Source organism: Halomonas sp. 3H, from assembly GCF_024206005.1.
GTDB lineage: Bacteria > Pseudomonadota > Gammaproteobacteria > Pseudomonadales > Halomonadaceae > Halomonas > Halomonas campaniensis.
This window is the reverse complement of the sequence record NZ_CP100360.1, coordinates 1-12,664: the sequence shown is the minus strand read 5'-3', so window position 1 is coordinate 12,664 and position 12,664 is coordinate 1. Positions and strand designations below refer to the sequence as shown.

Genomic DNA, 12,664 nt, shown 5'->3' with positions numbered 1-12,664 from the left:
GCGTCGGGGGCCTCAGCCCCGGGCGAGGGTCGCCGAGCGGCTCGCCAGCACGGCAGCCAGCAGACGCTCGGGCGGGATCTCCGTGAGGCAGCGGGTATGGCCCAGGGGGCAGTGGCGCTGGAAGCAGGGCGAGCAGTCGATGCCGAGGTAGTGGATCTCGGCCTGGTCGGTCATCGGCGGCGTGTAGGCCGGTGACGAGGAGCCATAGATGGCCTGCACCCGGGTCCCCACGGCCGCGGCCACGTGCATCAGCCCCGAGTCGTTGGTGACCACCTGCGCGCAGTCCGCCAGCAGGTCGACGGCATCGGCCAGTCGCGTCCTGCCGCACAGGTTGTGCACCCCGTCGAGCCCCTCGCTGATGGTATCGCCGGCGGCCTGGTCCCCGGGGCCACCCAGCACCCTCACCTCGAACCCCTCGGCGACGAGCCCGCGGGCGAGCTCACGGTAGTGGGCCAGCGGCCACTGCTTGGCGGGACCATACTCGGCGCCGGGCATCATGCCGATGGCGGGCAGCGACGAGAGGCCATGGGCCTCGCGCAGCCGCGCCTGGTTGGCCGTATCCACGGCGAGCCGGGGATACGGCAGGGGGAAGTCACCGGACGCCACCTGCGCCTCCGGCAGGCCCAGGGCCACGAAGCGCTTGACGGTCTGGTCGAGGACACCCTTGTCGAGTCGACGCCGCTCATTGAGCAGGAGGTAGCGCTGCTCACCGGTGAAGCCGATGCGGTGGGGAATGCCCGCGAGGAAGGGCACCAGCGCCGACTTCCAGGAGCGTGGCAGCACGATGGCACGGTCGAAGCGGCCACGCAGCGCGGCGCCGAGGGCTCGCCGCGCCGCCCAGCCGAGCTCGCCGTGGCCCACCTCCAGGGGAATCGCCTCGTCCACCTCCGCCATTCGCGCCAGGATCGGCTGTGACCAGGCGGGCGCGACCACCCCGATCCGGCAGCCGGGATGATGCATCTTCAGGGTGATGAACAGGCTCTGGGCCATGACCATGTCGCCCACCCAGGAGGGGCCGACCACCAGGAAGCGCTCGCCGCGGGCGGCCAGGGCCTCAGCCATTCAACCACTCCAGATACTCGCGCACCCCCTCAGCCACGGTGCGGAACTCGCGATCGTAGCCCGCCTCCCGCAGCCGCGTGATGTCCGCGCGCGTGTAGCTCTGGTAGCGCCCCTTCAGCTCGTCGGGGAAGTCGATGTACTCGATCTCGCCTCTGCCGTGGAAATCGATCACCGCCTCGCCGATCGCCCTGAATGGCTCGGCACGGCCGGTACCCAGGTTGAAGATGCCTGAGGCATCGGGGTGGTCGAGGAACCACAGGTTCACGTCCACCACGTCGCCCACGTAGACGAAGTCGCGGCTCTGCATGCCGGCGTCGTAGCCCTCCCAGGCGCCGAAGAGCTTCACGTTCTGGCCGGCGCTGATCTGGGTATGGTGGTGGTAGGCGACGCTGGCCATCTTGCCCTTGTGCTGCTCCCGGGGGCCATAGACATTGAAGTAGCGGAAGCCGACCACCTGGCTGGTGAAGTCGTCATGCCGGGCGCGAACGTACTGGTCGAAGAGCAGCTTGGAGTAGCCGTAGACGTTGAGGGGCTTCTCGTGCTCGGGCTCCTCGAAGAACACCTCGCTGCCCCCATAGGTGGCCGCCGACGAGGCGTAGAGGAAGGGAATTCCCTCACGCTGGCAGAAGTGCAGCAGCACCTTGGAGTACTCGAAGTTGTTCTCGAGCATGAACCGCCCATCCCACTCGGTGGTGTCGGAACAGGCCCCCTGGTGGAAGATCGCCTCGATGGGCGGCAGGTGGGACGGCTGCCCGTTCAGTGCCGACTTGATCCGGGCAAGGAAGTCGTCCTTGTCCAGATAGTCGCCGAGGGTACAGTCGGCCAGGTTGACGAACTTGGTGCCGTCACTCAGGTCATCGACCACCAGGACGTCATGGTGGCCGCGGGCATTGAGTGCCTTGACCAGATTCGAGCCGATGAAGCCGGCTCCGCCTGTCACTACGATCATGGAGGATTCCTCTGTCTCGGGGCGTGCGCCTATAACCGATCTGCCTGTGATTGTATACTTGACGCCTCGTGAATTCATGGCCAACGGTGCTTCCGCAATGACACAGTCGACGCCAGACGTGGCAACCTTCCAGGGGCTGATCCTCGCCCTGCAGCAGTACTGGGCCGAACAGGGCTGCGTGATCCTGCAGCCCCTGGACATGGAGGTCGGAGCCGGCACCTTCCATCCGGCCACCTTCCTGCGCTCCATCGGACCCGAGACCTGGAACGCGGCCTACGTGCAGCCCTCCCGCCGTCCCACCGACGGCCGCTACGGCGAGAACCCCAACCGCCTGCAGCACTACTACCAGTTCCAGGTGGTGATGAAGCCCTCCCCTGCCGAGATCCAGGAGCTCTACCTGGGCTCGCTCAAGCGACTGGGCCTCGACCCGCTGACCCACGACATCCGCTTCGTCGAGGACAACTGGGAATCGCCCACCCTGGGCGCCTGGGGGCTGGGCTGGGAAGTCTGGCTCAACGGCATGGAGGTGACCCAGTTCACCTACTTCCAGCAGGCCGGCGGCCTGGAGTGCTTCCCGGTCACCGGCGAGCTGACCTACGGCCTCGAGCGGATCGCCATGTACCTGCAGGACGTCGACAGCGTCTATGACCTGGTCTGGACCGTGGCACCGGATGGCACCCGAGTCACCTACGGCGACGTCTATCTGCAGAACGAGCGAGAGCAGTCCGCCTACAACTTCGAGCATGCCGACGTGCCCGCCCTATTTGCGGCCTTCGACCACCAGGAGCGTGAGTGCACCAAGCTGCTGGAAGCCGGCCTGCCCCTGCCTGCCTATGAGCAGGTGCTCAAGGCCTCCCATACCTTCAACCTGCTGGATGCCCGCCACGCCATCTCCGTCACCGAGCGGCAGCGCTTCATCCTGCGGGTACGCACCATGGCCCGCGACGTGGCCCACGCCTACTACGACTCGCGCAAGGCCGCCGGCTTCCCGCTGGCCCCCGAGGCCCTGCGCCGCGAACTGCTGGACAAAGAATCGATTGCCGAACAGGGAGACGCGTGATGGCTGCCAACACCCTACTGGTTGAACTGGGCGTCGAGGAGCTGCCCCCGAGCGCCATCGACCCGCTCTCCGACGCCCTGGCCACGGGCATCCAGCGCGGCCTGGCCGAGGCCGGCGTTGCCCATGGGCCAGTGCGCGCCTATGCCACCCCCCGGCGGCTCGCCGTGCAGATCGAGGCGCTGGAGGACAAGCAGCCCGATCGCGAGGTGGAGCGCCGCGGTCCGGCACTGGCCGCCGCCTTCAAGGATGGCCAACCGACACGGGCCGCCGAAGGCTTCGCTCGCTCCTGCGGCGTCCAGGTCAGCGACCTGATCCACCTCGAGACCGACAAGGGCACCTGGCTCGGCTATCGCGAACAGCAGCAGGGCGAGGCCACCACCACCCTGCTGCCCGGCATCGTCGACAAGGCGATCGCTGGCCTGCCGGTACCGAAGAACATGCGTTGGGGCGCTTCCCGGGTCGAGTTCTCGCGTCCGGCTCACTGGCTGGTGATGCTCTACGGCAGCGAGGTGATCGAGGCCGAGGCGCTGGGCCTCAAGGCCGGACGGACCACCCGTGGCCACCGTTTCCATGCCCCGGAGCCCCTCGAGCTGGCCGGTGCGGACGGCTATCTCGCGGCCCTGGAGGGCGCCTGGGTGCTGGCCGACCGCGATGTGCGACGCGAGCGCATCCGCGAGCAGGTGCTGTCCGAGGCCGAGGTGCAGGAGGCCACGGCGGTGATCGACGAGGATCTGCTCGTCGAGGTCAGCGGTCTGGTGGAGTGGCCCGTGGCGCTGACCGGCAGCTTCGACGAACGCTTCCTCGAGGTGCCGGCCGAGTGCCTGATCTCCTCCATGAAGGCCAACCAGAAGTACTTCCACCTGCTGGATGGCGAGGGTCGTCTCAAGCCGCTCTTCATCACCGTTGCCAACATCGACAGCCAGGATCCGCGCCAGGTCATCGAAGGCAACGAGAAGGTCATCCGTCCCCGCCTCGCCGATGCCGCCTTCTTCTACGACACCGACCGCAAGCGCACGCTGGCCTCGCGGATCGAGGAACTCGCCGGTGTCGTGTTCCAGAAGCAGCTCGGTACCCTGGCCGACAAGGCCCACCGCAACGCCGCCGTGGCCGCCTTCATCGCCGGGCGCATCGATGGCGATGTGGCCCAGGCACGGCGCGCGGCCGAGCTGGCCAAGTGTGACCTGGTCACCGAGATGGTGCTGGAGTTCCCCGAGCTGCAGGGCGTCATGGGCCGCTACTACGCCGAGCATGACGGCGAACCCCGGGAGGTCGCCCAGGCGCTCGAGGAGCAATACCTGCCGCGCTTCGCGACCGATGCTATCCCCTCGACTCGTACCGGCATGGCCCTGGCCCTCGCCGACCGCCTCGACACCCTGACCGGAATCTTCGGCATCGGGGCCCGCCCCACCGGCACCAAGGACCCCTTTGCCCTGCGCCGCGCCGCCATCGGGGTGCTCAACATCCTGATCAAGGGCGAGCTTGACCTGGACCTTCGCGAGCTCCTCGAGCTTTCCGCCGCCCAGCACCAGGAGCTCCCCTATGCCGAAGGGCTGGTGGAGGAAGTGCTAGGTTACATGCTCGACCGCTTCCGAGCCTGGGGGCAGGACGAGGGCATCGAGGCCGAGGTCTACCTGGCCGTACGTGCCCGCCCGGTCAACCGGCCGCTGGACTTCGCACGGCGACTGCGCGCCGTACACGCCTTCGCCAGCCGTGAGGAGGCCGCCGCCCTCGCCGCCGCCAACAAGCGTGTCTCCAACATCCTCGCCAAGCAGGAGGGTCCGGTCGGCGAGGAGGTGGACGTCGCACGTCTCCAGGATCCCGCCGAGAAGGCCCTGTACGAGGCCGTCAGCTCCCGCCGCGAAGGCGTCATGCCGCTGTTCGCCGAGGGGCGCTACGCTGAGGCGCTGGACGCCCTGGCCAGCCTGCGCGAGCCGGTCGATGCCTTCTTCGACCAGGTCATGGTGATGGCCGATGACACGGCCGTTCGCAACAACCGACTCGCCCTCCTGGCCAGCCTGAGGGCGCTGTTCCTCGAGGTGGCGGATATCGCCCAGCTCCAGCAGTAACCGCCCTGCGGTGTCACGAGGCCGGCAGCCAACGTTGCCGGCCTTTTTCATGCGCGCCTGTCCACCTACTGTTTCACGTGGAACATCGCCGCCCGGAGTCGAGCCCTCCTTGGCAGGACTCGCCCTGCCCCGACAGTCGCTGACCTTCCTTCCTCATGATCTCCTCGCCGCTTGGCGTGGCGTGTTCCACGTGAAACACTCTGTTTTGTCATGCACCGATACCCGGAGACCCCTTCCCCATGTCCTCAGCCGAACGCCTGGTGATCCTCGACCGAGACGGTGTCATCAACCGGGATTCCGATGACTACGTGAAGTCCATCGACGAATGGATCCCCTACCCCTCCGCCATCCTTGCCATCGCCAGGCTGACGCGTGCGGGCTGGACGGTGGCCATCGCCACCAACCAGTCCGGGATTGCCCGGGGCTACTATGACGAGGCTGCGCTCGCCGAGATGCATGCCGCGCTGGACCGCCTGGTGCATGAAGCGGGCGGCGAGATTGCCCACATCGCCTGGTGCCCGCATGGTCCCGATGACGGCTGCGACTGCCGCAAGCCGCTCCCGGGCCTGCTGGTGCAGATTCGTGACGCCCTGGACCTCGAAGACCTCGAGGGGAGCTGGATGGTGGGTGATAGCCTTCGCGATCTCCAGGCCGGTGATGCCCTGGGCTGCCATCCGGTGCTGGTCCGAACCGGCAAGGGTGAGCGCACCCTGGCCAAGCACCCCGAACTGGCTTCACCTCACACCGAGACGCGGGTCTTTGATGACCTGGAGGGCTTCGTCGACTGGCTGCTCGAGGAGAAGGGATAAGCTGCAAGCTGCAAGCTGCAAGCTGCAAGCTGCAAGCTGCAAGCTGCAAGCTGCAGCAGGATTGTGACCTCACCTGCCAGCCAAGCAAAAGCCCGCCATCGGCAACGATGGCGGGCTTTTGCTTGGCGCTTGGCGCTTGGCGCTTGGCGCTCAGTGGTGTTTCACGTGAAACACGGAATCACACGTCGAGGTTGGCCACCAGGGCGTTACGCTCGATGAAGTCACGGCGTGGCTCGACCTCGTCACCCATCAGGGTGTTGAACATCATGTCGGCGGCGACCGCATCCTCGATCGTCACCCGCAGCATGCGGCGGGTGTCCGGATTCATGGTGGTCTCCCATAGCTGATCCGGATTCATCTCACCCAGCCCCTTGTAGCGCTGCAGGGAAAGTCCGCGCTGGGCCTCGCTCATCAGCCACTCCAGGGCCTCGTAGAAGGTGGTGACCCGCTTCTTGCGTTCGCCACGCCCCACGTAGGCTCCCTCTTCCAGCAGGCCATCGAGGGTCTCGCCGAGACCGGCAATGGCGCGATAATCCGCGCTGGTGAAAAAATCGAGCCCCCAGACATAGTCGGTGGTCACACCATGGGCCGCCAGGGTCACGGCAGGCAGCCACAGGCTGCGCTCCGCGTCCTCTTCCAGCCGGAAGGTATAGCGCGGACCGCCCTCGTAGGCCACCAGGTCATCCATCTCGCCCTGCAGCTGGTCGATCCAGTGCTGCATGGTGACCCGGTCGCGCAGGCTCGCCTCCCCTTCCAGGCGAGCCGCATGCACCACCTTGCGCAGCACCTCATTGGGATAGACGCGAGACAACCGATCGATGCGCCGCATGACGTCACGATACTCGTTGACCAGCGCCTCGAGCTGGGAGCCGGCAATGCCGGGCGCATCGGCATTGACATGCAGGCGGGCGCCATCCAGCGCCGTGGTGGTCAGGTAGTCGATCATCGCCTGCTCGTCCTTCAGGTAGAGCTCCTGCTTGCCGCGCTTGATCTTGTAGAGCGGCGGCTGGGCGATGAACACATGGCCGCGCTCGATCAGCTGTGACATCTGGCGGAAGAAGAAGGTCAGCAGCAGCGTGCGGATGTGGGAACCGTCGACATCGGCATCGGTCATGATGATGATCGAGTGGTAGCGCAGCTTGTCCGGATTGAACTCCTCGCGGCCGATACCGCAGCCCAGCGCGGTGATCAGCGTACCCACCTCGGCAGACGACAGCATCTTGTCGAATCGTGCCTTCTCGACGTTGAGGATCTTGCCCTTCAGCGGCAGAATCGCCTGGGTGCGCCGATCACGCCCCTGCTTGGCACTACCACCCGCCGAGTCACCCTCGACCAGGAAGAGCTCGGAGAGGCTCGGGTCCTTCTCCTGGCAGTCGGCCAGCTTGCCAGGCAGACCGGCGATATCAAGGGCACCCTTGCGACGGGTCATGTCACGTGCCTTGCGGGCAGCTTCCCGGGCTCGGGCGGCGTCGAGCATCTTATTGACGATCGCCTTCGCCTCGTTGGGCTTCTCCACCAGGTACTCGGAGAACAGGCGCCCCATCTCCTGCTCGACCGCCGTCTTCACCTCGGAGGAAACCAGCTTCTCCTTGGTCTGCGAGGAGAACTTCGGGTCGGGAACCTTGACCGAGATGATCGCGACCAGGCCCTCCCGGGCATCATCGCCGGAGGTGTTCACCTTGGACTTCTTGAGCAGCCCCTCGGACTCGATGTAGCCGTTCAGCGTCCGGGTCAGCGCGGCCCGGAACCCCGCCAGGTGGGTGCCGCCGTCTCGCTGGGGGATATTGTTGGTATAGCAGAAGATGTTCTCCGAGAAGGAGTCGTTCCACTGCATCGCCACCTCGACGCTCACCCCATCCTCACGCTCCGCGTTGAAGTGGAACACCGGGTTGAGCACCGCCTTGTTGGTATTGAGGTGGTGAACGAAGGCCTCCAGGCCACCCTCGTAGTGGAAGAGCTCCTCCTTGCCGCTACGCTCGTCGATCAGGCGGATGGCGACACCGGAGTTGAGGAAGGAGAGCTCGCGCAGGCGCTTGGCGAGGATATCGTAGTGGAACTCGATGTTGGCGAAGGTCTCCGGCGAGGGGCGGAAGTGCACGCGAGTTCCGCTGTTCTCGGTCTTGCCCACGACCGCCAGCGGCGCCGCCGGAACGCCATGATGATAGACCTGCTCGAAGACCTCGCCGGCCCGCCAGATGGTGAGCTTGAGCTCCTCGGAGAGGGCGTTGACCACCGAGACACCGACGCCGTGAAGGCCACCCGAGACCTTGTAGGAGTTGTCATCGAACTTGCCGCCGGCATGCAGGACCGTCATGATCACCTCGGCCGCCGACACGCCCTCCTCCTCGTGGATATCGGTGGGAATGCCACGTCCATTGTCGCTGACGGTGACCGATTCATCGGGATGGATCACCACCCGGATCTCGCTGCAGTGACCGGCCAGCGCTTCATCGATGGAGTTGTCCACCAGTTCGAACACCATGTGGTGCAGGCCCGTGCCGTCATCGGTATCACCGATGTACATGCCGGGACGCTTGCGTACGGCATCCAGCCCCTTGAGTACCTTGATGCTCGATGAATCGTAGGCCTGTTCGCTCATTGACTGCTCCGTCATGAAGTCTGTCGTTCCAGTGGCTCCAGGTGCCCCGCCCCGTCACTCGAACGTTTCACGTGAAACACCGAGATAGGCGTATCGGGTTGCCACAGATCTGCCAGGGCATCGTGGTCGACGCTGGTGATGAACACCTGGCAGTGCATGCTTTCCAGCCAGTGACAGAACACGCGTCGATGTGCGCTGTCCAGCTCCGCCGGGAGATCATCGATCAGGTAGATGCAGGTACGTCCGGTGATGGCCTCCAGGAGTCGTCCCTGGGCCAGCTTGAGGGCGCTGACCACGAGCTTCTGCTGGCCGCGGGAGAGCACTTCCACCGCGGGTCGCCGATCGAGTCGTATCGCGAGGTCCGCCCGCTGAGGCCCCTGCTGGGTAAACCCCATCTGCCTGTCGGTCTCCCTCCCCTGGCGCAGGATCTCGGCGAGATCACGGCGCTTGTCCCAGCCGCGCGAGTAGCGCAACCGCAGCCCGCTGATCGGCAGCAGGCCATCCAGCGTCTCCTCGAAGACCGGAAGGAAGGCCTCGACCCAGGCGCTGCGCAGGGCGTCGATCCGCTCGCTCCACTGCACCAGCTCCTGCTCCCAGGCCGACAGGGAAGCATCGTCCATTCTACCATGCCTGAGCAGGGCATTCCGATGTTTCAGTGCCCGTCGGGCACGCTGCCAGGCGTCGAGAAAGTCGTGTTTCACGTGAAACACACCCCAGTCGAGAAACTCGCGCCGACCGGCCGGCGCCCCCTCCAGGAGGCGAAAGGCATCGGGGTTGATCAACTGCAGGGGGAGGGTCTCGACCAGGCGGGAGACACGGGTGATACGTTCCCCGGCCAGCCGCATCTCGAGTTCGCTCTCGCTGCGCAGGCGGCGCACGCCGAAGGGTATCGGGGGCTCACCGCCCAGACGACCGTGAAGCACCATGCCATCGCCGTCATGGGCAATGACATGGCGCATGTTGCGGGTGCGGAACGAACGGCCCATGCCGAGGATATGGATGCCTTCCAGCAGGCTGGTCTTGCCGCTGCCGTTGGCGCCACTGATCAGGTTGATCCGGGATCCGGGTTCAAAATCAATGGCTTGTAGATTCCTCAGGCCCTGGAAGACGAGACGGTCTAGAGGCATGTTCACAGGGGAACAGCACCCCGCAGGGTGCCACCCGGGCCTCAGAGGCGCATCGGCATGACGACATAGAGGGCGTCGCCGCCACCCGGCTCCTCCATCAGCGCGCTGCTGTTGGGGTCCGCCAGGGTCATCTGCACGCGGTCCTCATCGATGGCATTGAGCACGTCGACCAGATAGCCCACATTGAAGCCGATCTCCATGGCGGGACCGCTGTACTCGATGGCGATATTCTCCTCGGCCTCCTCCTGCTCGGGGTTGTTGGCCATGACCCTCAGGTTGCCCTCCTCCAGGTTGAGCCTGACGCCACGATACTTCTCGTTGGAGAGGATCGCGGTTCGCGACAGCACCTGGCGCAGTTCCGCACGGTCGGCGATGAATACCTTGTCGCCACCCCGCGGCACCACCCGCTCGTAGTCGGGAAACTTGCCGTCCACCAGCTTGGAGGTGAAGGTGAAGTCGCCCGTGTGGGCGCGCACATGGCTCGCCCCCAGGGTCAGGCTGACCGGCTCCTCGCCGTCATCGAGCAGGCGCACCAACTCGAGGATGCCCTTGCGGGGGACGATGAGCTTCTGGGCGGGCTCGACCTGCACCTCGGCCGGGCGCGAGCTGACCGCCAGGCGATGGCCATCGGTGGCCACCGCGCGCACCAGGTTCGAGCGTATCTCCAGCAGCATCCCGTTGAGGTAATAGCGCACGTCCTGCTGGGCCATGGCGAAGGAGGTGGCATCGATGAGCTGCTTGAGGACTCCCCGCGGCAGGCTCAGCTCGACGCTGCCCTGGCTGTCCTCGATGTTGGGGAACTCCGCCACCGGCAGGGTCGAGAGCGTGAAGCGCGAACGACCGCTGCGCAGCACCGCCCTGCCCTCCTCCAGGGAGAGCTGGATCTCGGCCTGGTCGGGAAGGGACTTGCAGATATCCATCAGCTTGCGCGCCGGTACCGTGGCGGCACCCGGCTCGTCGACCTGGCTGGCCACGGTCCGACCGATCAGCTCGACCTCCAGGTCGGTTCCGGTCAGTGCCAGCTGGTCCTGGTCCACCTGGATCAGCACGTTGGAGAGGACCGGCAGGGTCTGGCGCCGCTCGACGACGCCGGCGACCAGCGCCAGCGGTCGCAGCAGAGCTTCGCGGGAGATGGAAAATTTCATGTCGGCTCCACGTCTTGTCCTGAAGGGTTGCAGCCGGCGCGGCTCTGGCCGAACGGCATGGCGGTTATTTAAACACAGGCGAGCAGGAACAGGGGCAGGTGGCTACGCTCGCAGCGCTAGCTGGTCAGAAGTCGGAGGAGGTTCTTGTAGTCCTCGCGGATATCCGCGCTCTCCTCCTGCAGGGCCTGGACCTTGCGGCAGGCGTGCAGCACCGTGGTGTGGTCACGACCGCCGAAGGCATCACCGATCTCCGGCAGGCTATGGTTGGTCAGCTCCTTGGCCAGGGCCATGGCTACCTGGCGTGGCCGCGCCACCGAGCGCGAGCGACGCTTGGAGAGCAGGTCGGAGAGCTTGATCTTGTAGTACTCGGCCACGGTGCGCTGGATGTTGTCGACGCCCACCTGCTTGTCCTGAAGGGCCAGCAGGTCCTTCAGGGATTCTCGAATGAAGTCCTGGGTGATCGGCTTGCCCATGAAGTGAGAGTCGGCAATCACCTTCTTCAGCGCGCCCTCGAGCTCACGCACGTTGGAGCGAATCTTCTGGGCGATGAAGAAGGCGGCATCATGGGGCAGCTCGACCTTGGCCTGATCGGCCTTCTTCATCAGGATCGCCACCCGCGTCTCGAGTTCGGGTGGCTCGATGGCCACGGTCAACCCCCAGCCGAACCTCGACTTCAACCGCTCCTCTACGCCGCTGATCTCCTTCGGATAGCGATCCGAGGTGAGGATCATCTGCTGGCCACCCTCCAGCAGAGCATTGAAGGTGTGGAAGAACTCCTCCTGGGAGCGCTCCTTGCCGGCGAAGAACTGGATGTCATCGATCAGCAGCGCATCGACGCTTCGGTAGAAGCGCTTGAAGTCGTTGATGGCATTGAGCTGCAGCGCCTTGACCATGTCGGCCACAAAGCGTTCGGAGTGCAGGTAGACGACCCGGGCGTTCTCGCGACGCCCGGCCAGGGCGTTACCCACGGCGTGCATGAGGTGGGTCTTGCCGAGACCGACGCCGCCATAGAGGAACAGGGGGTTGTAGGCCCCCCCGGGGTTCTCGGAGACCTGCCGAGAGGCCGCCCGGGCCAGCTGGTTGGACTTGCCCTCGACGAAGGTCTCGAAGGTGAAGTTGGGGTTGAGGCCACTGTTGTGCTTGAGGCTACCCTCGACCTGCACCTGACGCTCGCCGCCGGCGCGCCGGCTGGCTGCCCCTTCCTCGCGCAGCGCCTCGATCTCGCGTTCGTCCCCCACGTCACCTCGCGGCGGCACCTGCACCGCCGGGGCTGCAGGGCGCCTGGGGCTCGCCGATACCGGGTTGCCCAGCTCTCGTGGCTGGGGCCTGGGGGCCGTGCGGCGGCTGCCCACCGACAGCACCACCTTGGGGGGCTTGGCCGGCGAGAGCTCACGCATCAGCTCCCCGATGCGCTTGGCATACTTGTCGCTGACCCAGTCCCGCACGAAGCGGTTGGGTGCCAGCAGACACAGCTCGTTCGACTCTCCCTCCTCCGCCTGCAACGGGCGAATCCAGGTGTTGAACTGCTGGGAGCTCAATTCATCCTGCAGGGTGTCCAGACACTGTTGCCAGAGAGCTAGCGACACGCGACCTCACCATCGGTTGGAAAACGACCGCATATTGTATCGTTGACGGCACGGGTTATCCACACGCTTGCCCACGACCTTGGTGGCTGTGGAAAACTCTGCGCCTTACGGCAGGACAGCCGCCCCCCAGCCCTGGGGATATCTGGGGCCTGTGGATCGCTGCCGATAGGGTCCACCGGTCGCAAACAGCTTTGACACGCCTTTCACGCCACTTCTCCACCGATTTTCACTGAATACAACCACTTGTTTCACATTTAAAAA

The 12,664-nt window shown here is 65.6% G+C and carries 9 protein-coding genes; 3 read left to right on the top strand and 6 right to left on the bottom strand.

Annotated features, from left to right (window positions below; translation table 11 throughout):
* Window positions 1–12 precede the first annotated feature (12 nt).
* The gene (gene waaF / locus NFC98_RS00045) at window positions 13–1,062 is read right to left on the bottom strand and encodes a lipopolysaccharide heptosyltransferase II (RefSeq protein ID WP_254276244.1); all 1,050 of its coding nucleotides are present in this window, start codon (window positions 1,060–1,062) and stop codon (window positions 13–15) included.
* The gene (gene rfaD, locus NFC98_RS00040) at window positions 1,055–2,011 is read right to left on the bottom strand and encodes an ADP-glyceromanno-heptose 6-epimerase (RefSeq protein WP_254276243.1); all 957 of its coding nucleotides are present in this window, start codon (window positions 2,009–2,011) and stop codon (window positions 1,055–1,057) included. Before rfaD ends, waaF begins: the two co-directional genes overlap by 8 nt.
* Before the next feature lie 97 nt (window positions 2,012–2,108).
* Between rfaD and glyQ the strand changes: the two genes are divergently transcribed.
* From glyQ to gmhB, 3 genes are all read left to right on the top strand, one after another.
* The gene (gene glyQ, locus NFC98_RS00035) at window positions 2,109–3,071 is read left to right on the top strand and encodes a glycine--tRNA ligase subunit alpha (RefSeq protein WP_254276242.1); all 963 of its coding nucleotides are present in this window, start codon (window positions 2,109–2,111) and stop codon (window positions 3,069–3,071) included.
* Window positions 3,071–5,137, top strand: a complete 2,067-nt coding sequence (glyS, locus tag NFC98_RS00030) for a glycine--tRNA ligase subunit beta (protein ID WP_254276241.1) — start codon at window positions 3,071–3,073, stop codon at window positions 5,135–5,137. Before glyQ ends, glyS begins: the two co-directional genes overlap by 1 nt.
* A gap of 239 nt (window positions 5,138–5,376) precedes the next feature.
* Window positions 5,377–5,946 (top strand): D-glycero-beta-D-manno-heptose 1,7-bisphosphate 7-phosphatase, encoded by a 570-nt coding sequence (gene gmhB / locus NFC98_RS00025; RefSeq protein WP_254276240.1) that lies wholly within the window; start codon window positions 5,377–5,379, stop codon window positions 5,944–5,946.
* Window positions 5,947–6,124: 178 nt separating this feature from the next.
* On the opposite strand, the gene gyrB is transcribed toward gmhB, so the two are convergent.
* The 4 genes from gyrB to dnaA form a co-directional block, all read right to left on the bottom strand.
* Entirely contained in the window at window positions 6,125–8,545 is a 2,421-nt protein-coding gene (gene gyrB / locus NFC98_RS00020) for a DNA topoisomerase (ATP-hydrolyzing) subunit B (RefSeq protein ID WP_254277880.1), read from the bottom strand.
* 11 nt (window positions 8,546–8,556) lie between these two features.
* Window positions 8,557–9,672 (bottom strand): DNA replication/repair protein RecF, encoded by a 1,116-nt coding sequence (gene recF, locus NFC98_RS00015; protein WP_254277879.1) that lies wholly within the window; start codon window positions 9,670–9,672, stop codon window positions 8,557–8,559.
* A gap of 41 nt (window positions 9,673–9,713) precedes the next feature.
* Window positions 9,714–10,817 (bottom strand): DNA polymerase III subunit beta, encoded by a 1,104-nt coding sequence (dnaN, locus tag NFC98_RS00010; RefSeq protein WP_254276239.1) that lies wholly within the window; start codon window positions 10,815–10,817, stop codon window positions 9,714–9,716.
* A gap of 116 nt (window positions 10,818–10,933) precedes the next feature.
* Window positions 10,934–12,403, bottom strand: a complete 1,470-nt coding sequence (gene dnaA, locus NFC98_RS00005; RefSeq protein WP_183329889.1) for a chromosomal replication initiator protein DnaA — start codon at window positions 12,401–12,403, stop codon at window positions 10,934–10,936.
* Window positions 12,404–12,664: the final 261 nt, after the last annotated feature.

Bases quoted from the DNA above. Each gene is read 5' to 3' on its own strand.
- waaF (WP_254276244.1), bottom strand. From the start codon at position 1,062: ATGGCTGAGGCCCTGGCCGCCCGCGGCGAGCGCTTCCTGGTGGTCGGC.
- rfaD (WP_254276243.1), bottom strand. From the start codon at position 2,011: ATGATCGTAGTGACAGGCGGAGCCGGCTTCATCGGCTCGAATCTGGTC.
- glyQ (WP_254276242.1), top strand. From the start codon at position 2,109: ATGACACAGTCGACGCCAGACGTGGCAACCTTCCAGGGGCTGATCCTC.
- glyS (WP_254276241.1), top strand. From the start codon at position 3,071: ATGGCTGCCAACACCCTACTGGTTGAACTGGGCGTCGAGGAGCTGCCC.
- gmhB (WP_254276240.1), top strand. From the start codon at position 5,377: ATGTCCTCAGCCGAACGCCTGGTGATCCTCGACCGAGACGGTGTCATC.
- gyrB (WP_254277880.1), bottom strand. From the start codon at position 8,545: ATGAGCGAACAGGCCTACGATTCATCGAGCATCAAGGTACTCAAGGGG.
- recF (WP_254277879.1), bottom strand. From the start codon at position 9,672: ATGCCTCTAGACCGTCTCGTCTTCCAGGGCCTGAGGAATCTACAAGCC.
- dnaN (WP_254276239.1), bottom strand. From the start codon at position 10,817: ATGAAATTTTCCATCTCCCGCGAAGCTCTGCTGCGACCGCTGGCGCTG.